Source organism: Azospira sp. MPR-LB4 (assembly GCF_058809525.1).
In genome coordinates this window covers 1347250-1367474 of sequence record NZ_CM179521.1, presented here as the reverse complement: position 1 = coordinate 1367474, position 20225 = coordinate 1347250, and the positions used below count along the sequence as shown (strand labels likewise).

15 protein-coding genes are annotated in these 20225 nt (G+C 66.1%); 12 read left to right on the top strand and 3 right to left on the bottom strand.

All coding sequences use genetic code 11. The annotated features are described in order from the left end of the window. Nucleotides 1-97: 97 nt before the first annotated feature. From AC3QLZ_RS06210 to aroG, 3 genes are read right to left on the bottom strand one after another with little or no spacing between them, the layout of a single operon-like run. Entirely contained in the window at nt 98-1006 is a 909-nt protein-coding gene (locus tag AC3QLZ_RS06210; RefSeq protein WP_014238454.1) for a decaprenyl-phosphate phosphoribosyltransferase, read from the bottom strand. After that, entirely contained in the window at nt 1006-2652 is a 1647-nt protein-coding gene (locus AC3QLZ_RS06205; protein WP_492783514.1) for an ArnT family glycosyltransferase, read from the bottom strand. Before AC3QLZ_RS06205 ends, AC3QLZ_RS06210 begins: the two co-directional genes overlap by 1 nt. Before the next feature lie 11 nt (nt 2653-2663). Continuing rightward, nucleotides 2664-3761 carry a 3-deoxy-7-phosphoheptulonate synthase AroG gene (gene aroG, locus AC3QLZ_RS06200; protein ID WP_014238452.1) on the bottom strand — a complete coding sequence of 366 codons (1098 nt, stop codon included), beginning with the start codon at nt 3759-3761 and terminating at the stop codon, nt 2664-2666. 328 nt (nt 3762-4089) lie between these two features. On the opposite strand from aroG, the gene AC3QLZ_RS06195 reads away from it, so the two are divergent. From AC3QLZ_RS06195 to AC3QLZ_RS06140, 12 genes are all read left to right on the top strand, one after another. After that, nucleotides 4090-5124 (top strand): efflux RND transporter periplasmic adaptor subunit, encoded by a 1035-nt coding sequence (locus AC3QLZ_RS06195; protein WP_492783513.1) that lies wholly within the window; start codon nt 4090-4092, stop codon nt 5122-5124. 82 nt (nt 5125-5206) lie between these two features. Continuing rightward, nucleotides 5207-6481, top strand: coding sequence for an NAD(P)/FAD-dependent oxidoreductase (locus AC3QLZ_RS06190; RefSeq protein ID WP_130459016.1), 1275 nt, complete (start codon nt 5207-5209; stop codon nt 6479-6481). Nucleotides 6482-6507: 26 nt separating this feature from the next. Further along, on the top strand, nt 6508-9759 hold the full coding sequence (locus AC3QLZ_RS06185) for an efflux RND transporter permease subunit (protein ID WP_492783512.1): 3252 nt from the start codon (nt 6508-6510) through the stop codon (nt 9757-9759). Next, nucleotides 9756-9965: a YgaP family membrane protein gene (locus AC3QLZ_RS06180; RefSeq protein ID WP_014238448.1), complete on the top strand. Its 210-nt coding sequence runs from the start codon at nt 9756-9758 to the stop codon at nt 9963-9965. The genes AC3QLZ_RS06185 and AC3QLZ_RS06180 overlap by 4 nt, the downstream gene beginning before the upstream one ends. 127 nt (nt 9966-10092) lie before the next feature. After that, nucleotides 10093-11742 (top strand): methyl-accepting chemotaxis protein, encoded by a 1650-nt coding sequence (locus tag AC3QLZ_RS06175; protein WP_492783511.1) that lies wholly within the window; start codon nt 10093-10095, stop codon nt 11740-11742. A 145-nt stretch (nt 11743-11887) separates the two neighbouring features. Continuing rightward, nucleotides 11888-12787, top strand: a complete 900-nt coding sequence (locus AC3QLZ_RS06170) for an NAD(P)-dependent oxidoreductase (protein WP_492783510.1) — start codon at nt 11888-11890, stop codon at nt 12785-12787. A gap of 13 nt (nt 12788-12800) precedes the next feature. Further along, complete coding sequence (locus tag AC3QLZ_RS06165) at nt 12801-15833, top strand: sensor domain-containing diguanylate cyclase (RefSeq protein WP_492783509.1); 3033 nt, start codon at nt 12801-12803, stop codon at nt 15831-15833. Continuing rightward, entirely contained in the window at nt 15830-16720 is an 891-nt protein-coding gene (locus AC3QLZ_RS06160) for an NAD(P)-dependent oxidoreductase (protein WP_492783508.1), read from the top strand. Before AC3QLZ_RS06165 ends, AC3QLZ_RS06160 begins: the two co-directional genes overlap by 4 nt. 650 nt (nt 16721-17370) lie before the next feature. Continuing rightward, nucleotides 17371-18069, top strand: coding sequence for a S1 family peptidase (locus AC3QLZ_RS06155; RefSeq protein ID WP_287873893.1), 699 nt, complete (start codon nt 17371-17373; stop codon nt 18067-18069). 110 nt (nt 18070-18179) lie between these two features. Continuing rightward, entirely contained in the window at nt 18180-18455 is a 276-nt protein-coding gene (locus AC3QLZ_RS06150) for a WG repeat-containing protein (protein ID WP_287873892.1), read from the top strand. Nucleotides 18456-18646: 191 nt separating this feature from the next. Beyond that, entirely contained in the window at nt 18647-19180 is a 534-nt protein-coding gene (locus tag AC3QLZ_RS06145) for a dihydrofolate reductase family protein (protein ID WP_492783507.1), read from the top strand. Between the two features lie 85 nt (nt 19181-19265). Then, nucleotides 19266-19649, top strand: coding sequence for a nuclear transport factor 2 family protein (locus tag AC3QLZ_RS06140; protein ID WP_492783506.1), 384 nt, complete (start codon nt 19266-19268; stop codon nt 19647-19649). Nucleotides 19650-20225 lie beyond the last annotated feature (576 nt).

The window sequence follows — 20225 nt, the reverse complement described above, 5'->3', positions numbered from 1 at the left end:
TCGGCGAGGGGCGGAGCAGGTCCCTCGGTAAGGTCCTTCAGCCGGCCGGTTGCGTAGGCCGGTTTCCGCTGACCTGGGTCGGCGGAAACCGGCTGGCTCAGATCACCAGCAGGACGGTGGCGAACCAGCCGACGAAGGCGGCGATGAGATGGGGGTCGGCCAGCAGGTCCGCCGCCGGGTCGCCGCCGCCGCCGCGCCGGTGCAGGCGGAAGAGGTAGCGGCAGATGCCGTAGACGACGAAGGGCACGGTGGCGATGAGCCACTGGCTGCCGTGCATGGCCACCGTCTCCGGGGCCACGGTGTACAGGCTGTAGGTGACCACGGTGCCGGCGGCGCAGAGGGTGATGAACTGGTCCAGCAGCACCGGATCGTAGTCGTCCAGCACCTTGCGGTGGCTGCCCGCATCCTCCTCCAGGGCCTTCAGTTCGGCACGGCGCTTGGCGAAACCGAGGAACAGGGTCAGCAGCAGGCCGCACACCAGCAGCCAGTGGGAGGGGGCGATGCCCACCCCCAGGGTGCCGGCCAGGATGCGCAGCATGAAGCCGGCGGCGATGATGAAGACGTCGAGCACGGCCACGTGCTTGAGGCCCATGGAGTAGGCCACGTTGAGGCCGGCGTAGAGGGCCACCACCAGCAGCACGGTGAGGGAGACGCTGTAGGCCAGCATGAGGGCGCCGAACAGGCAGGCTCCGGCCAGCAGCAGGGCGGCGGTGACATTGACGGTGCCGGCGGCCAGGGGGCGGTGCCGCTTGACCGGATGCAGGCGGTCCTTTTCCCGGTCCGCCAGGTCGTTCACCACATAGATGCTGGATGCGGCCAGGGAAAAGGCCAGGGCCGCCAGGACCACGGACTGCAGCAGGGCCAGGTCGGCGAAGGCCTCGCCGAAAATGAGGCCGACGAAAACGAAGCCGTTCTTCACCCACTGGTGCGGGCGCAGCAGTTTGACGTAGGGCCAGAGGCCGCCGCGGGGCGTGCTGTCGCCGGCCTTTTGGGGACGGCGGGCCATCAGCGGCATTCCTCGTCAGGGAAATAGCGTTCGCAGAAGTAGCAGCCGTTCATGGGCAGAAAGCCGGGGATGCGGTAGTAGCGCTGTTTCACGTCCCGCAGCACCCGTTCCCGGTAGGTGTGGAAGTCGAAGCCGTGGCCCAGCACCTGGTAGAAGGTGACGCCCTCCACCTGGAAGGCCAGCTGCTGCACGTCCCGGAAATAGGGCGCGTATTCCCCCGGGTTGGGCTCGCTCTTCCGCAGGATGAGGATGTTCTTGCCGTCCAGCTCGCGGAAGTCGGTGAGGATGTCGTCGTGGCGGGCATGGGAAGAGGCCAGGCCGAAGACCATGAAATAGCGCCGGGCGTTGTAGCCCAGGGTGACGGCGTTGGAATATCCGTCGGAGGCGAAGGCGTAGTCGTTGGCGTAGGGCTCCAGCCGCTGCAGCAGCTCCTGGCTGCGGAAGGTGAGCACCAGGCCCCGGTGGAAGTCCGCCTTCTCCCAGGTGGACAGGGGCAACTGGCTGACCACCAGCAACAGCACCACGTGCAGGGCGGCGAAGCCGCCGAGCCAGGCCGCCAGGCGGCGCAGGGCGGTCATGGGCAGGCTGGTGGCGGCCAGGATGCAGAGCAGGGTGATGAAGGAGAGCAGCCAGTGCAGGCCGATCTTCTTGGCCAGGGCCAGGGCGGCGAACAGGCCCAGGGGCACGGCGGCCAGCCAGAAGGCGGTGCGGGCCAGGCCCGGCTGGGCGATGGCGGCCTTGACCTCGCCGCGGAACTTCCACAGGGCAGCGAGCAGGAAGGGGGTGGCGACGTAGCCCAGGGTCAGCACATAGAGGAAGGGATTGGCCCAGGACTTGCCCCAACCGGAACTCTCGTGCCGGTTGTAGAGGTTGAACATGATGTTGGCCCAGCAGTGGCTGCAGTTCCACCAGATGTTGAGGGCCGGCCCCAGCAGGGCCACGGCGACGAACAGGGCGAACTCGGCGAAGCGCCTCCAGCCCTCCTCGCGGCGGGCGATGATGACATGCACCAGGAAGGCGACGCCCAGCAGCACCGAGAAATACTTGGAGAGGAAGGCCAGGCCCAGCATCAGGCCGGCCAGGGCGTGCAGGGCCCAGCGCTGCCAGCCCTGGCGCTCCAGGGCCACGACGTAGGCGGCCACCGAGAGCAGGGAGAAGAAGACCAGGGGCGTGTCGGTGGTGATGAAGACGTTCCACACCGAGGTGGGCAGCAGCAGCACCAGCAGGGCCGTCAGCCAGCCCCGCTCCTCGGCGAAGGCAATGCCGGAGCGGCGCACCAGCCAGCCGGAGAGTCCGGCCAGGACGAAGGACAGCAGCAGGGCCGGCAGGCGCACCACCCATTCGTCCCAGGAGAGGGCCATGAGGGGCGCCAGCCACCAGCCCACCATGGGCGGGTGGTCGTAGAAGCCCCAGTCCGGCTGCCAGCCCCAGAAGGCGAAATAGGCTTCGTCGCCGGTGATGGGGGTGACCGCCGCCAGCCAGATGCGGAACAGCAGCAGCACTGCCGCCACTCCCAGCACCAGGCGGTGCATGGGCAGGCGGGCGAGGAAGTGGCCGGGGCCGAGCAGGGCGCGGGTGGAAGTGTCCGTGCCGGTCTCGGTCGGCGCCGGCGTCTCGGTCGGGGCAGGGGAGTCGTGTTCCGCCAAAGCGGGGGCCCTTATTCCGTGGCTTCCACCAGGCGGCGCTCGCGCACCGCCCGGGCCAGGATGTCCAGCACCCGCACCGAGTCTTCCCAGCCGATGCAGGCGTCGGTGACGCTCTTGCCGTATTCCAGGGGCTTGTCCGGGGTGATGTCCTGGCGGCCTTCCACCAGGTGGGATTCGACCATGACGCCGATGATGCGCTCGTCGCCGGCGGCAAGCTGGGTGGCCACGTCCTTGGCCACGTCCACCTGGCGCTCGAACTTCTTGCTGCTGTTGGCGTGGGAGAAATCCACCATCAGGCGGGCTGCCAGGCCGGCCGCGGCGATGTCCTTGCAGGCCGCATCCACGCTGGCCGCATCGTAGTTGGGGCCCTTGCCGCCGCGCAGGATGACATGGCAGTCCTCGTTACCGGCAGTGGAGACGATGGCCGAGTGGCCGCCCTTGGTCACCGAGAGGAAATGGTGGGGGGCGGAGGCGGAGCGGATGGCGTCTACGGCGATGCGCACATTGCCGTCGGTGCCGTTCTTGAAGCCCACGGGGCAGGAGAGGCCGGAGGCCAGCTCCCGGTGCACCTGGGATTCGGTGGTGCGGGCGCCGATGGCGCCCCAGGCGATCAGGTCCGCCGTGTACTGGGGGCTGATGGTGTCGAGGAACTCAGTGGCGCAGGAGAGGCCCAGCTCGTTGATGTCGAGCAGGATCTTGCGCGCCAGGCGCAGGCCTTCGTTGATGCGGAAGGAGCCGTCCATGCGCGGGTCGTTGATGAGGCCCTTCCAGCCCACGGTGGTGCGGGGCTTTTCGAAATAGACGCGCATCACCACCAGCAGGTCGTCCTTGAGGCGCTCGGCTTCCTTCTGCAGGCGCTGGGCGTACTCCATGGCGGCTTCGTAGTCGTGGATGGAGCAGGGGCCGATCACCACCAGCAGCCGGTCGTCGGCGCCGTGCAGGATGCGGTGGATGCCCTGGCGGGCGCCGTAGGTGGTCTGGGCCGCCCGGTTGCTCACCGGATATTCGCGGAAGACGTGGGCCGGCGGCACCAGTTCCTTGATCTCGCGAATGCGCACATCGTCGGTGACGGGTTTGGTGGCGTGGGAGGCGGCTTTCAGGGACGTCATGGTACAGACCTCGGAACAGCAGCGCCCACAAGGGCGCCAGGCAATGGGAAAGCGCCCGATTCTACGCCAAAGCCCGCCTGGGGCGAAGGGCGGGGCTGTTTTGGCGGGGGCGACGAGGGCCCGCCGCCTACCTTTTGCGCTGTCGCTTTTTCCCGGCCAGCCGGAAACGGCCATGACCGGTACTGCTGCCTGGCGATGCGCCATTCGTCGTCACGTGCCATGAGTGTCCCCGCGGCGGAACCGGCATGGCGGGCGGGACGTTCCCCCGAATGAGCCGAAAGCAATGCCCCGCTTGTCGATTCTCGAACATAAGTATACTCTTATATACATGAATACCTCATCCCTCTTCCTCCGTCGCTGCCTGAGCCTGGCCCTGTCGCTGGCGGTCGGGTCCGTCGTGGCTGCCGAAACGTCCCCGAGCGAGTTGCCGACCCGGGTGGTGCAGCCCCGGGAAGTGGCCCTGACGCTGCCGGCGGAAGGGGTGGTGGAAGCCCTTTCCCAGGCCGTGGTGGCGGCCCAGGTGGCCGGCCGGGTGACCGAGATGCGGGTCGATGCGGGGCAGGCGGTGAAGAAGGGCGAAGTCATGCTGCGCCTGGACGTGCGCGAGGCGGCCGAGACTGCCGCCGGGGCCCAGGCGGCCCTGGTCAATGCCCGGGCCCAGTACGAGCGCAGCCGCAGCCTGCGACAGCAGAATTTCATTAGCCAGTCGGCCCTGGACAAGGCCAAGGCCGACCTGGACCTGGCCATGGCCAATGCCGGAGCCTCCGGCGCCAGCCAGAGCCACGGCACCATCACGGCGCCCATCAGCGGCCTGGTAGCGCGGCGCCACATCGAGCTGGGGGAAATGGCGGCCCAGGGCCGTTCCCTGGTGACCCTCTACGACCCGGCGGGCTTGCGCGTGACGGTGGAAATTCCCCAGTACCGGCTGAAGGAACTGAAGGGTGGCAAGGATCTGCAGGGCCGCATCGAATTCCCGGAACTGCAGCGCCAGGTGGCGGCGGCCAAGGTGACCGTGCTGCCGGCGGCGGATGCCGCCACCCATACGGTCCAGGTGCGCCTCAACCTGCCCAGCGATGCCGCTTCCCTGCAGGATGTGCTGCCGGGCATGGCGGCCCGGGTCCATTTCGTTCTAGGCCGGGCGGTCAAGCTGACGGTGCCGGCCAGCGCCGTGGTGCGTCGCGGCGAGGTGGCCGGTCTCTATGTGCGCGACGGCCAGGGCCGTCTGTCCCTGCGCCAGCTGCGTCTGGGCCAGGCCGTCGGCGACGGCGAGGTGGAAGTGCTGGCGGGACTTTCCGCCGGCGAGACCATCGTCCTCGATCCGGTCCGGGGCGGCATCGCCCTGAAGCAGGGCGCAGCCCGCTAGGCATCGGCAGCACGCGACTCCAGTTTCCCCAGAAGCGGCAGAAGACCGCTCATCCACGCACCACGCCAACGGAGGAGACACCATGGCGCACATCATCATCATCGGCGCGGGCCTGGGCGGCATGCCCATGGCCTACGAAATGCGCGAACTGCTGCGCAACGGCGACAGGCTCACCGTCGTCTCCAACCAGTCCCGCTTCCATTTCGTGCCGTCCAACCCCTGGGTGGCGGTGGACTGGCGCCAGCGCCAGGACATCGAGCTGGAACTGGCGCCCCTGCTGAGCCGCAAGGGCATCGCCCTGGTCCAGTGCGGCGCCCGCCGGGTGCATCCTGAGCGTAACCAGGTGGAGCTGGAGGACGGCAGCAGCCTGGACTACGACTTCCTCATCATCGCCACCGGCCCCCGTCTGGCCTTTGACGAGATCGAGGGCCTGGGGCCCCAGGGCCATACCCAGTCCATCTGCCACGTGGATCACGCCCAGCAGGCGGCCGAGAGCTGGAAAAGCTTCGTCGCCGCGCCCGGCCCGGTGGTGGTGGGGGCGGTGCAGGGCGCCTCCTGTTTCGGCCCGGCCTACGAATACGCCTTCATCATGGAAACGGACCTGCGCAAGCGCAAGATCCGGGACCGGGTGCCCATGACCTTCGTCACCTCCGAGCCCTACATCGGCCACCTGGGCCTGGGCGGCGTCGGCGACTCCAAGGGCATGATCGAGTCCATGTTCCGCCAGCGCCACATCAAGTGGATCTGCAACGCCAAGGTGAGCAGGGTGGAAGCCGGCAAGATGTTTGTGACCGAGCACGACGAGGAGGGCCAGCCGAAGAAGGAGCACGAGCTGCCCTTCAGCTACTCCATGATGCTGCCGGCCTTCAAGGGCGTGGAGGCGGTGTTCGGCATCGAGGGCCTGACCAATCCCCGGGGCTTCGTCCTCATCGACGAGCACCAGCGCAACCCGCGCTACCCCAACATCTTCTCCGTCGGCGTCTGCGTCGCCATCCCCCCGGTGGAGGCGACGCCGGTGCCCACGGGCACGCCCAAGACCGGCTACATGATCGAGTCCATGGTCACTGCCACGGCCAAGAACATCCGTGCCGTGCTGGACGGGCGCGAGCCCACCGAGAAGGCCACCTGGAATGCGGTCTGCCTGGCCGATTTCGGCGACTCCGGCGCCGCCTTCGTGGCCCTGCCCCAGATTCCGCCGCGCAACGTCAGCTGGTTCTCCGAGGGCAAGTGGGTGCATCTGGCCAAGGTGGCCTTCGAGAAGTATTTCCTGCGCAAGATGAAAACGGGGGCCACCGAGCCGGTCTATGAAAAGATCGTCATGGAGGCCCTGGGCATCATGAAACTGAAAGGCAAATAGCCCGGTTCATCCGGGCCGACACAGACATGGGAATTTCCGGCCGTATCGCCCACACCTTCCAGGCGTCCCCCATGACGCCCCTGCTGGCCCTGGTGCTGCTGCTCCTCGGGTTGTTCGCCGTCATGGTGACGCCCCGGGAGGAGGAGCCCCAGATCGACGTCACCATGGCCAACGTGGTGGTGCCCTTCCCCGGGGCCTCGAGCAAGGATGTGGAAAACCTGGTGGCCACCCCGGGGGAGCAGGTGCTCTCGCGCATGACCGGGGTGGACCACGTCTTTTCCGTCTCCCGCCCTGGCATGGCGGTGATCACGGTGCAGTTCGAGGTGGGGGTGAAGAACCAGGATGCCCTGGTGCGCCTCTACGACACCGTCCATTCCAACCGGGACTGGCTGCCGGCCAACCTGGGCGTCGGCGAACCCATCGTCAAGCCCAAGGGCATCGACGACGTGCCAATCGTTTCCCTCACCTTCTGGACCCGGGACAGCCGCCGCTCCGCCTTCGAACTGCAGCAGATCGCCCGCTCCGCCGAGGTGGAATTCAAGCACCTGGCCGGCACCCGGGACGTCACCACCCTGGGCGGGCCGGACCACGTCATCCGGGTCGCCATGGACGCCGAGCGCATGAGTGCCTACGGTGTCACCGCCCAGGACCTGCGCGACGCCCTGCAGATCGCCAACAACGAGCAGCCTTCCGGCCGCCTGGTGGAGGGCGGGCGGGAAATGCTGGTGCACACCGGCACCCTGATCGAATCGGCCCAGGACGTGAAGAACCTGGTGGTGGCCGTGCGCAGCGAAGGCAGCATCCGCAAGCCGGTGTTTCTGGCCGATGTGGCCACGGTGGAAGACGGTCCGGACCAGCCCAAGCGCTACGTCTGGTTCGGCGCCGGCCCGGCGGCAGCCCAGCGGGGCATCGCCACGGGGGGCGAGGATGCTTCCCCCGACGGCACCTATCCGGCCGTCACCCTGGCCATCTCCAAGAAGCCCGGCGTGAATGCGGCGGATGTGGCCGACGCCGTCATCGCCCGGGCCGAGAGCCTCAAGGGCAGCCTCATCCCCGAGGGGGTGGAAGTCACCGTCACCCGCAACTACGGCGCCACCGCCACGGAGAAGGCCCAGAAGCTGATCGGCAAGCTGGTCTTCGCCACCGCCTTCGTCGTGCTGCTGGTGTTCTTCGCCCTGGGGCGGCGGGAGGCCCTCATCGTCGGCATCGCCGTCTCCCTGACCCTGGCCGCCACCCTGTTCGCCTCCTGGGCCTGGGGCTTCACCCTGAACCGGGTCAGCCTGTTCGCTCTCATCTTCTCCATCGGCATCCTGGTGGACGACGCCATCGTGGTGGTGGAGAACATCCACCGCTGGAAGCTGCTGCATCCCGAGAAGACCCTGCTGGAGCTGATCCCCGGGGCGGTGGACGAGGTCGGCGGACCCACCATCCTGGCCACCCTGACGGTGATCGCGGCCCTCCTGCCCATGGCCTTCGTCACCGGCCTGATGGGGCCCTACATGAGCCCCATCCCCATCAATTCCTCCCTCGGCATGGCCATCTCTCTGGCCGTGGCCTTCATCGTCACCCCCTGGCTGGCGGCCAAGCTGCTGGCCCACGGCGGCGGCCACGGGGCCGACGACGGCAAGGTGGCGGGCAAGCTGGACCGGCTCTTCCACAAGGTGCTGCCGCCCTTCCTTGACGAGCGTAGCGGCGCCGCCGCCCGCAAGAAGCTCTTTCTCGGGGTGCTGGCGGCCATCTTTCTCTCCGTCTCCCTGGCGGTGGTGAAGCTGGTGGTGCTGAAGATGCTGCCCTTCGATAACAAGAGCGAATTCCAGGTGGTGCTGGACATGCCCGTGGGCACGCCCCTGGAAGAGACCGCCCGGGTGCTGAAGGACATCGGCGCCGTGCTGCAGCAGGTGCCGGAGGTGACCGACTACCAGGCCTACGCCGGCACCGCCAGCCCCATCAATTTCAACGGCCTGGTGCGCCAGTACTACCTGCGCAGCGAGCCGGAGATGGGCGACATCCAGGTCAATCTGGTGGACAAGCATCACCGTTCCCGCCAGTCCCACGAGATCGCCGTGGCGGTGCGGGCCGAGATCGAGGCGGTGGCCCGCCGCGCCGGCGGCAACGCCAAGGTGGTGGAAGTGCCGCCGGGGCCGCCGGTGATGAGCCCCATCGTGGCCGAGATCTACGGGCCGGAAGAGGCCGGGCGCATCGCCGTGGCCAAGCAGGTGCGCGGCGTCTTCGAGAAAGCTGCGGATTTCACCAGCGTGGACGACTCGGTCCAGGCCGATGCGGAAAAGACCGTGCTGCGGGTGAACCAGACCAAGGCGGCCCAGCTCGGCGTGGCCCAGAAGGACATCGTCGAGGTGGTCCGCATGGGCCTGGCCGGCGAGGACGTGACCCCGGCCCACAACCAGGATTCCAAGTACGAGATTCCGGTGCGCATCACCCTCCCGGCCGAGGTGCAGAGCAGTCTGGACGCCCTGCTGCGGCTCAAGGTGCGGGCCCGTTCCGGTGCCCTGGTGCCGGTCTCCGAGGTGGTGGAAGTGCGCCGCCTGGCCCGGGAAAAGGCCATCTACCACAAGGACCTGCTGCCCGTGGTGTACGTCTATGGCGACATGGGCGGCGACCTGGATTCGCCCCTCTACGGCATGTTCGCCGCCCGGGGCGACATCGTCGGCATGAACCTGGACGGCCTCAAGGGTGCCGGCGGCACCCTGGCCGACACCTTCATCCGCCAGCCGGCGGACCCCTATGCCGGCTTCTCCCTCAAGTGGGACGGGGAATGGCAGATCACCTACGAGACCTTCCGCGACATGGGCGCCGCCTACGGGGTCGGCCTGATCCTCATCTACCTGCTGGTGGTGGCCCACTTCAAGAGCTATGTGACGCCGCTGATCATCATGGCGCCGATTCCCCTCACCATCATCGGCGTCATGCCCGGCCACGCCCTGCTGCGCTCCCAGTTCACCGCCACCTCCATGATCGGCATGATCGCCCTGGCCGGCATCATCGTGCGCAACTCCATCCTGCTGGTGGATTTCATCAAGGAGGAAACGGCCAAGGGCATGCCCTTCAAGGAGGCCATCGTCACCGCCGCCGCCGTGCGCGCCAAGCCGATCGCCCTGACCGCCCTGGCGGCCATGCTGGGTGCCCTGTTCATCCTCGACGACCCCATTTTCAACGGGCTGGCCATCAGCCTCATCTTCGGCATCCTGGTTTCCACCCTGCTGACCCTGGTGGTGATCCCGGTGCTCTACTACGCCACTTTCAAGGAGCAACAACCATGACCTCGGAACGTCTCATCCGCATCTTCGCCGGCAGCTTCGTGCTGCTGTCCCTGGCCCTGGGGGTGGAAGCCAGCCCCCTGTTCGTCAATGCCAATTTCCTCTGGTTCACCGCCTTCGTCGGCGCCAACCTGCTGCAGAGCGGTTTCACCCGTTTCTGCCCCCTGGAAATGATGCTGCTGAAGGCCGGTGTGAAGCGTGGTGGCTGACCTAGGGAAACTCCCAGGTTGCTGATTAATATCCTGTTTTTCTATATTTTCCGGAACCTCCCGGCCGTATGATGGTCCTTCGCTCAGGCCGGATCATTCGGTCCTGACAACGATTCGGGGGGATTCCATGAAAAATGCCAGCATCCGCTGGAAGCTTCTGCTTCTGGCCGCCGTTGCCGTACTCACCCTGGTGGTCATGGGCGGATTTTCCGCCCTGCAGAGCAGCCACCTCAACCGCCAGATGGTCGGGGCCCTCGACCGCCAGCAGACCTACCTGGAGGCGGTCAATACCGCCCGGGGCGTCCAGGTTGCCTTCAAGATCCAGGTGCAGGAATGGAAGAACATCCTGCTGCGGGGCAAGGACGTCCAGGCCTTCGACAAGCACCTGGCCGGCTTCGACAAGGAGGAGGCCCAGGTCATCGCCGGCCTGGAGAAGCTGGACGGCCTGGCCCGTCGCCTGGGCATCGCCGACCGGCTCAAGGTGGCCGAGGCGGGCAGCACCTTCGCCAAGCTGGGGCCGGCCTACCGGGCGGCGCTGAAATCCTACGAGCGTACCGCTGGCGATCCGGCGGCGACGGTGGACAAGCTGGTGCGGGGCATCGACCGGGAGCCGACCCAGATGATCGACGGGCTGGTGGCCCAGATCCAGTCGGCGGCCGCCGAGAACGGCGCCGCCGAGCAGGCCGCCGCCGCTGCCACCTACCGCACCATGCTGCTCTGGCTGGGGGCCTTCCTGGCCCTGGCGCTGGCGCTGCTGGCCGCTCTTTCCTTCTACCTGATCCGGGCCATCACCGGGCCGGTGCAACTGCTGGAAGGCACCATCACCCGCATTGCCGCCACCGGCGACCTGACCCAGCGGGTGGGCATCGACCAGCGCGACGAAATCGGCCGCATGGCGGCGGCCTTCAACGACATGATGGGCAAGATGCACTCCCTGGTGGGGCAGGTGGCGGCCTCGGTCCAGACCGTGGACCACACCGCCGGCGAACTGGCCCACACTTCCGGGCTGCTCAACGACGCCTCCCATGCCCAGTCCGAGTCCGTGGCCAGCAACGCCGCCGCCATCGAGGAATTGACGGTGGCCATCGCCACCGTGGCCGAAGTGGCCGGCGACGTCCATGGCCAGTCCCAGGAAAGCGTCAGCTCCACCAACGCCGGCAGCCAGCAGGTGAGCGAGCTGGTGGCCGAGATTCACCGCATCCGCGACACGGTGGATGACGTGGCCCGGGTGGTGGAGGACTTCGTGCACAGCACCAGCGCCATCACCCACATGACCCAGGAAGTGCGGGAGATCGCCGACCAGACCAACCTGCTGGCCCTGAATGCCGCCATCGAGGCGGCCCGGGCCGGCGAGGCGGGCCGGGGCTTCGCCGTGGTGGCCGACGAGGTGCGCAAGCTGGCGGAAAAATCCGGCGGCTCCGCCTCCGAGATCGCCCGCCTGGCCAGCGCCATCGTCAGTCAGACCGACCAGGTGCGGGCGGCGGTGGGGGCCGGGCTGCAATCCATCGAAGCCAGCGCCGGCCTGGCCGGCGGCGTCGAGGGCACCCTGGAGCAGGCCCGGGGCAAGGTGGAGCAGGCCAGCCGCGGGGTCGATGAAATTGTCCTTTCGGTGCGGGAGCAGCAGGTGGCCAGCACGGAAATCGCCCAGAACATGGAGCGCATTTCCTCCTCGGCGGAAGAGGCCAGCGAAGTGGCCGGGCAGATGAGCCAGTCCGCCGTGCAACTGCGTTCCGCCGCCGGCGGTTTGAGTACGGCCATCGCCGGCTTCCGCGTCTAACCCCCGTCGCGCAGGAAATATGCAAAAGCGCCCGCCCGGGCGCTTTTTTTCATGCCGCGAGGGGGTTAAACTAACTATGACTTTAGTATGAAGAGGCCGCCCGGCAGAGGCGGCCGGAACGACATCAATCACCAGAGGAAACAGTATGGAAATCGGCTTCATCGGTCTTGGCATCATGGGCCGCCCCATGGCTCTCAACCTGCTCAAGGGCGGCCACGGCGTCCATGTCTGGGCACGCCGGCCCGAATCCATGGCGCCCCTGCTGGAGGCTGGCGCCGTCGGCTGCAGCAGCCCGGCGGCCGTAGCCGGCCAGGTCGAGGTGGTCATTTCCATGGTGGCCGATGCCCCCGACGTGGCGCAGGTGATGCTGGGCCCCGACGGCGTTGCCGCCGGCGCCGAGGGGGCCGGCAAGCACGGTCTGGTGGCGGTGGACATGAGCACCATCGCTCCCGCCGCGGCCCGCGACCTGGCCGCCAGGCTGCAGGCCCGGGGCGTGGACTTCGTCGATGCCCCGGTCTCCGGCGGCGAGGTGGGGGCCATTGCCGGCAGCCTTTCCATCATGGCCGGCGGTTCCGCCGAAGCCTTTGCCAAGGCCCTGCCGGCCTTCCTCTGCCTGGGCCAGAACGTGGTCCACGTGGGTGCCGCCGGCGCCGGCCAGGTGGCCAAGGCCTGCAACCAGATCGTCACCGGCATGGGCGTGCTGGCGGTGGCCGAAGCCTTCAACTTCGCCCGCCAGGCCGGGGTGGACCCGGCCAAGGTGCGCGAGGCCCTGCTCGGCGGCTTCGCCTGCAGCCGCATCCTGGAGAACCACGGCCAGCGCATGCTGGAGCGCAACTTCAAGCCCGGCTTCAAATCCTGGATGCACCAGAAGGACCTCAACATCGTCATGCAGAGCGCCCATGAACTGGGCCTGTGCCTGCCCGGCGCCGCTGCCACGGCCCAGATGTTCAACGCCATGGTCGGTTCCGGCCTGGGGGAGGAGGATTCGGTGGCGGTGCTGAAACTGCTGGAGCGCCTTTCCGGCCGGACCGACGGGGCCGACTGAGAACCCGCCGGCCATGCCCAAACCCTTGTTCCCGGGGCGCCGCTGGCCCGTCGCGCTGCTGCTCATGGTGGCGGCGGCCCTGGCCCTGATCTGGACCTTCCTGCTGCGGGAAAACCGCCTCTTCGCCGAGGAGCGGCAGCAGCGCTTCGAGGCGGAGCGTCGGGTGGTGGCCGACCTGGTGGCGGAAAACCTGCTGCGCCAGTTGCAGCGCCTGGACGACGTGCTCCTGCTCCTGCGCAGCGAATACGTGGCCGAGCGCAAGTCAGTCGACACCACCATCGCCCTGCTGCGCCAGGGCTCCCTGCAGGAGCTGGGGGCCCGGGTCACCGTCATCGACCGGGACGGCTACGTCGCCACCTCCGATGCCCCCCGCCGTCCCGGCGAGCGGGTCTATCTGGGGGACCGGGACAACTACATCCATTTCTCCAGCGGCGGCCGCGACAGCCTCTACATCAGCGGGCCGGTCCAGGGGCGCATGACCGGGGCGCCGGGGGTGCAGCTGTCCCGCCCCATCTTCGATGCCCGGGGCCAGTTTGCCGGGGTCGTCGCCTTCTTCATGGAGCCGCGCCAGCTCACCGCCTTCGTCCAGCACCAGGACCTGGGGCCGGACGGGGTGTTGACCCTGTATTCCGCTGCCGGCAAGGTCCTGGGCCGCTCCCGGGAAATGGAAAAGCACCTGGGCAAGCAGCTCAGCGACGAGTTGTTCGGCCCCTTCAAGAAAAGCTCCCACGGCCTGGTCACCCGGGTTTCGGCCCTGGACGGCATCACCCGCACCGTCGCCTACCGCTGGCTGGACCGCTATCCCCTGCTGGTGATGGTGGCCGTGTCGCCCCGGGGCCTGGAGGAGGAACTGCTGGCCCAGCGCAACGCCAACCTGCGCAAGGGCATGCTGCTGTCCCTGCTGGTGCTGCTGTGCGGCGGCGCCGTCGCCTTCTACCAGCTGCGCCGGGACCGGCTCGAAACCATGCTGGCCCGGGAGCGGGGCCATTTCATCGAAGCCCAGCGGGTGGCCAACCTGGGCAGTTGGGAGCGGGATATTCCGGGCAACCAGGTGTGGTGGTCCGACGAGACCTACCGCATCCTGGGCTATCTGCCGGAGAGCCAGAATCCCTCCCTGCAGGCCTTCCTGGCCCGGGTCAATCCCCGGGACCGCAAGCGCATCGAGGTCAACTTCGCTCAGGTGCGGGAGCAGGGCGGTTCCCTCGACATCGCCTGCCGCCTGCTGTTGCCGGGCAATGTGGAGCGCTACGTGCACCTGGGTGGTCGCGCCGAACGGGACGAAAACGGGCGCCCCAGCCGCCTCACCGGCACCTTGCAGGACGTCACCGACTACATGAACATGCAGCAGGCCCTGGCCGATGCGGAGGAGCGCTGGAAGTTCGCCCTGGACGGGGCCGACGCCGGGGTCTGGGACTGGTTCGTGGCGGACAACCGGGCCTATTTCTCGCCGCGCTGGAAGGCCATCCTGGGCTACCGGGACGAGGAACTGCCGAGCCGCCACGAGGAGTGGCTGGAGCGCCTGCATCCGGACGACCGGGAACGGGCCATGGCCGCCGTCACCGACCATTTCGCCGGGCGCACGCCGGTGTACGAGATGGAATTCCGCCTGCGCCACAAGGACGGCAACTACCGCTGGGTGCTGAGCCGGGGCAAGGTCTGCGCCCGGGACCCGGAGGGCCGGCCCCTGCGCATGCTCGGCATCATCTCCGACATCTCGGCGCGCAAGCAGGCCGAACTGGACCTGGCCCGCAGCGAAGCCATGCAGCGTTCCCTGGTCTCGGCCATGGCCGAGGGCGTGGTGGTGCAGGACCAGGCAGGCAAGATCATTTCCGCCAACGCCTCGGCCCGGCGCATTCTGCGCATCGGCGAGAACCTGGTGGGCCTGGATTCCACCGACCCGGAATGGCAGGCGGTGCGGGAGGACGGCAGCCCCTTCCCCGGTCGCGACCATCCGGCCATGGTCACCCTGCGCACCGGCGTCTCCTGCGACAACATCATCATGGGCCTGCACCGGCCCGACGCCGGCCTCATCTGGCTCAGCGTGAACAGCCGGCCCCTCAACTTCGCCGACGAGCGGCAGCCCTTCGCCGTCGTCACCTCCTTCGCCGACATCACCGAGATCAAGGCGGCGGAACTCTCCAGCCGCATCTACCGGGACGTGCTGGAACGGGCCGGCCGGGCCATCCTCATCACCGACGGCGACGGCACCATCAACAGCGTGAACTCCGCCTTCGTCAGCCTCCTCGGTTACGGCCGGGAGGAGTGCCTGGGCCGGCGCACCGGCTTCTTCCGCTCCAACCGCCACAGCCCGGAATTCTTCTCCCGCATGTGGCAGGCCCTGAAGACCCGGGGCGAGTGGCGCGGCGAAATCTGGAACCGGCGCAAGACCGGCGAAGCCATCCTGGTGGAGCTGGACATCCGCTCCGTCACCGACGCCCAGGGCGGGGTGCGCCAGTTCGTCGCCGTGTACCAGGACGTCACCGAGCTGCGCCGCAGCCAGGAGGAAATGTGGCGCCTGGCCCACCATGACCCCCTCACCGGCCTGCCCAACCGCTCCCTCTTCCTCGAGCGCCTGGATCAGGCCCTGGCCCACGCCCGGCGCCAGGGCGAGCGGCTGGGTCTGCTCTACATGGACCTGGACGGCTTCAAGAGCGTCAATGACACCTACGGCCACCAGGCCGGCGACACGGTGCTGCAGGAGGTGGGGCGCCGCCTGCAGAACGCCGTGCGCACCAGCGACACGGTGGCCCGCCTGGCCGGCGACGAATTCGCCGTACTCCTCGCCCACCTCTCCGTCGAGGACGATCTGGAGCGGGTGATGGGCGAGATCGAAAACGCCGTCGCCCGCCCGGTGATGTGGCAGGGCCAGGAACTGCGGGTCGGCGTTTCCATCGGCAGCGCCGTCTTCCCCGACCAGGCCGACGTGGCCGAATCCCTCATCGGCGCCGCCGACCAGGCCATGTACCTGGCCAAGCAGCAGCACCGCCAGGCCGCCGGCCCCGGCGGCGCCCCATCCCCTTCCTCTCAATCACTGCATTCCACATGACCGCCAGCTCCTCCGCCAAACCCGCCGTCGGCTTCATTGGCCTCGGCGTCATGGGCCGCCCCATGGCCGGCCACCTGCTCGACGCCGGCTATCCCCTCACCGTGTGGGGCCGCCGTCCCGCCAGTACTGAGCCCCTGGCCGAGATGGGCGCCGCCGTCGCCGCTACCCCGGCCGAGGTCGGGCGCCGGGCCGAGATCGTGTTCACCGTGGTCACCAGCGGCAGCGACGTCAAAAGCGTGGTCCTCGGCGAAGCCGGCCTCATAGAAGGCCTGGCCCCCGGCAGCGTGGTGGTGGACATGAGCACCATCGCCCCCGGCGATGCCCGGGAGATTGCCGCCGCCCTGGCCGCCCGGGGCATCCACTTCCTCGACGCCCCCGTTTCCGGCGGCGAGCAGGGCGCCATCCACGCCACCCTGGCCATCATGGCCGGCGGCGACGCCGCCGTGCTGGAGCGGGTGAGGCCCCTGCTGCTGCGCCTGGGCAAAACCGTGGTGCACATCGGCGACAACGGCGCCGGCCAGGTGGCCAAGGCCTGCAACCAGATGATCATGGTGGCCGCCATCCAGGCATGCGCCGAAGCCATGCACCTGGCCGCCGCCAGCGGCGTGGACACCTCCCGCCTGCGCGAAGCCCTGCTCGGCGGCTCCGCCAGCAGCCGGGTGCTGGAGGTGATGGGCGAGCGCATGGCGGAGCGGGACTTCGCCGCCGGCATCGAGGCCCGGCTGCACCACAAGGATTTCGGCATCCTCCTGGCCGAGGCCCACGCCCTGGGTGCGCCCCTGCCGGTGGCGGCCCAGGTGGGCCAGCAACTCAACGCCCTGATGGGGCAGGGCATGGGCAAGGACGACACCTCCTCCCTGCTGCGGGTGCTGGAGGGGAAGGGGTAGTTTCGACGGTGTTGATCTGATCCGGGCATTGGCCCGGGAGGCAATGAGGACGGGCGTTTCCACCGGGGTATGGTGGGGATGGCCGTCTTTTTTGTTTGGTGGCGGGGTGGGGGGGGGCTTTGTTACTGGGGGATTGGTTGGGCGTGGGTTGTTGATTTTGCGGCTGGGTTCCGCTCCGCCGCGCGTGTTCCTTTTCTTGCTTCCCCAAGAAAAGGAACCAAAAGAAGGGGAACCCTCACCCCCGGCCCTGCGGGCTTCCCTGCGCTGCTCAGTCGGTCGGGGCGGCTGCGGAACTCGGTCCCTGCGGGACCTCAAACAGTCCTCGCCGAAAGCCCCCCGCCCGCCTTGCGCTGCTCGGCGGGGGTGGAAGGGGATGGAAAGCCGGTGGCGTAGCGAAGGTGTTCTCACCGGTTTGGGGTGGGTGATTTAGGTTATTGGGATATGCGATTTGCAACTTTTGGTTGCGGTGTGGGTGTGCCGACGGTAACTTTGAGGCTGTCCGGTTTCACGGATTTTTAGTGGGGCCAGTAAACGGAAGGTTTGCTGAATCCGTTGCGGGACAATCGATTTGGCTGTCCGGTGTTCCAGGATATTGGACAGTCCCATTTTTATTGGACGTTTTTGTCGTCTACTACTAGTTAGAGCCACCTATGTTTAAGCAATCGGATGCCATTCGAGACTACGTATTTCCAATCGCGTCTGCCGAGATGCAGGGTGATAGCGTAGCTGTAAAGCGCGTTCTTGGAACCGCGTTCCTTATTGGAAGCCAAGGCTTTGCACTGACGGCAAAACATGTAATCGCCGGTTCCGAAGCTGAAAGACTGGTTGCAATATTTGCGCTTCAGTCTGGTGGCTGGTTCGGATATGAAATAACCGCCCGAGAAGTACATTCCACTGAAGATGTTGCGCTAGTTAAGCTTGATGGCTCTCCATGGAAATCGTTCTTTCGCCTAAGCAACTCGGTGGAGCATGCCTCTTGCAAGTATCGGCTTTTTGGTTACCCCGATGACGCCACTTTCGAGTTGGTAGCAGGCAATCAAGCTGTAGTGCGTCCCGATCTTGTGTATAACGAAGGCTACGTTCGCAGGCGCTATACCGGCGAATTGCCTGCAATACAAGGAACTTCATTTTTTGAGCTTAGCGAGATTGCAGGCACCGGCGCTTCTGGTGCTCCGGTATGCAAAATTACTGCGCCTACTTGGGACGTAATCGGAATCTATGTTGGTGAAAAAATTAACGACAGGGCAACTTCTGTTTCCTACGCTGTCCGCGAAGAATCATTCCGTAGCTGGGTTCCTGGAATATTGGGCAAGTCGGTACTTGAAGAGTCACAGAATGTTACCGTCTAGCTCTAACATGGCGCTCAACCCCGCTCCTTTCAGTTGCTGGACGCTGCGCGATAAAGCCGCGCAGCGTCGGTTAGCTCTACGTTGGGCCTTACTTCAATCAAGGAGATCACATGCTTAAGAAGTTTGCAGTTGCTGCACTTTCCATTTCACTCCTCACGCTCGGCGGGTGCAAATCAACCGGCCCGAAATACCAGAACGTTCGTTCCTATAGCGAAGGTTTAGCTCCGGTGCAGGTAAGCAATGGGAAGTGGGGCTTCATCAATGAGAAACAGCAATGGGTCATCCAGCCGAAATTTGAAGATGCAAAAGAATTTCAAAACGGGAAAGCCGCTGCCAAGCTGAACGGCAAATGGGGCTTCATCAATAAGCGCGGTGAGTGGCTGTAGCGTGCTCTATCATTCAAGCGTGCGCCGTCTCACCAGCGCCGACTTTTTGGTATTTCTGTTCGCACTTGCTATTGCATCAGTCTTTGCCTAACCCTCCGCTTCAGAGGGACGCTTCGCCGCAAAGCGGCTCGCGCCCGTGAGCTAGCACGTTATGTGTCCCTGAGAAACTTGCAATGGTAGCCAAGTGTTCAGTGTTTATCGCCACAAGTCTTGACGGTTATATCGCCCGTAGCGATGGGAGCATTGATTGGCTGAACGAGGCAAACAAGTCCGTAACACCCGGAGAAGATTGCGGCTACGGTAAGTTCATGGCCGATGTCGATGCTTTGGTTATGGGGCGAAACACCTTCGAACAGGTGCTCACCTTTGAGTCCTGGCCGTATGGTTCGACTCCCGTAGTCGTCTTGAGCCACCGAGAAATTTCTTTGTCGCCCAATCTTCCGAAAAGTGTCTCCGTATCAAATAAAACGCCGACTGAATTGGTGGCGTCGCTGACTGAACGGGGGGCTAGGAAGATTTATGTTGATGGTGGTCTCACGATCCAGAGCTTCTTTGCAGCTGGTCTGATCGACGACATCACCATTACTGTCATCCCTGTCTTGCTTGGCACGGGGAAGCCGCTATTTGGGCCACTTCAAACTGATTTACACCTTGTGCACGAAGGCACCACAGCTTTCGAGTTTGGCTTTGTGCAGAGCCGATATCGCGTCTTCCGCAACGCATAGTCTTTCAGTCGAGGGGACGCTGCCCGATGAAGCAGCGCCACCCTCATCACTTCACCGGTATGCAGCCTTTCACGGAGATCGCCAATTGAGTCCCACTGAGATTCGCGCCCTCGTCGACCACTACATCGACGCCTACAACCGCCAGGATGTGGACGACATGCTCAATGGCCTTCACCCGCGGGTGGAATTCAAGAACATTTCTGCCGGTGTAGTGAACGCCAGTACAAATGGAATCGCAGAACTTAAGGCCCTTGCGCTGCAATCGCTATCGCTGTTCTCGGAAAGGCATCAGAGAATCGAGTCCTTCGAGATTGAAGGTGGTGTCGCGGTTGCCACCATCGCTTTTCGCGCCGTCGTTGCCGCCGATCTGCCGAGCGGTCTAAAGAAGGGGCAGGTTCTGAACCTTTCTGGCCGCTCGGAGTTTGAGTTCCGGGACGGCGTAATCTCCAAAATCACTGACGTCAGTTGAATGCTCCATGCGGCTAACCCGGGCTCAACCGGACCTGCGGGAATGGCTGCGCAGGCCATTCCCGACCTGTGCGGCGCCGAGCAACGGAGCTTTTGGCGGGGAAAGGGCGAGCACTGTCTGAGGCCGTAGGCCGAGTTGCGCAGCCCCCGCCGGAGGCGAGTAGTGCAGGGACCCCCGCAGGGGCGCCAAACCGGGCTCGCCTTTTCTTTGGTTACTCTTCTTTTGGCGAAGCAAAAGAAAGTAACCCGCGCGTCAGGCGCGGAACGCAGCGGTCACTAAACTCACTACGCCCGAAGACTCAGACCGGCAACAACTCGCCCGCAGTCCCGGAAACAACAGTGCCACCACCCAATAACGACGCCACCTTCCGCCATGCCATGGCTGGAAGGGCCGTCCCTCCGGCCTTGCAGGCCGGGTGCCAGGCGTCCGGCGGCGCCCTGCCCGACACCGCCCCGATTGCCCCGCCCCGAGGGGAGCGCTATCATTCGCGCCTGCCCGGCAAACGGGCAAGCCCATTCCATTTGAGTTAGGTCTGTATGTTGGAGATTGCCGCAATCCGATAACTCCGTCTGGCCC

What these genes read in the sequence shown, in the direction of transcription:
- AC3QLZ_RS06210 (WP_014238454.1), bottom strand. Translation starts at nt 1,006, where the DNA reads ATGGCCCGCCGTCCCCAAAAGGCCGGCGACAGCACGCCCCGCGGCGGC.
- aroG (WP_014238452.1), bottom strand. Translation starts at nt 3,761, where the DNA reads ATGACGTCCCTGAAAGCCGCCTCCCACGCCACCAAACCCGTCACCGAC.
- AC3QLZ_RS06195 (WP_492783513.1), top strand. Translation starts at nt 4,090, where the DNA reads ATGAATACCTCATCCCTCTTCCTCCGTCGCTGCCTGAGCCTGGCCCTG.
- AC3QLZ_RS06190 (WP_130459016.1), top strand. Translation starts at nt 5,207, where the DNA reads ATGGCGCACATCATCATCATCGGCGCGGGCCTGGGCGGCATGCCCATG.
- AC3QLZ_RS06185 (WP_492783512.1), top strand. Translation starts at nt 6,508, where the DNA reads ATGGGAATTTCCGGCCGTATCGCCCACACCTTCCAGGCGTCCCCCATG.
- AC3QLZ_RS06180 (WP_014238448.1), top strand. Translation starts at nt 9,756, where the DNA reads ATGACCTCGGAACGTCTCATCCGCATCTTCGCCGGCAGCTTCGTGCTG.
- AC3QLZ_RS06175 (WP_492783511.1), top strand. Translation starts at nt 10,093, where the DNA reads ATGAAAAATGCCAGCATCCGCTGGAAGCTTCTGCTTCTGGCCGCCGTT.
- AC3QLZ_RS06170 (WP_492783510.1), top strand. Translation starts at nt 11,888, where the DNA reads ATGGAAATCGGCTTCATCGGTCTTGGCATCATGGGCCGCCCCATGGCT.
- AC3QLZ_RS06165 (WP_492783509.1), top strand. Translation starts at nt 12,801, where the DNA reads ATGCCCAAACCCTTGTTCCCGGGGCGCCGCTGGCCCGTCGCGCTGCTG.
- AC3QLZ_RS06160 (WP_492783508.1), top strand. Translation starts at nt 15,830, where the DNA reads ATGACCGCCAGCTCCTCCGCCAAACCCGCCGTCGGCTTCATTGGCCTC.
- AC3QLZ_RS06155 (WP_287873893.1), top strand. Translation starts at nt 17,371, where the DNA reads ATGTTTAAGCAATCGGATGCCATTCGAGACTACGTATTTCCAATCGCG.
- AC3QLZ_RS06150 (WP_287873892.1), top strand. Translation starts at nt 18,180, where the DNA reads ATGCTTAAGAAGTTTGCAGTTGCTGCACTTTCCATTTCACTCCTCACG.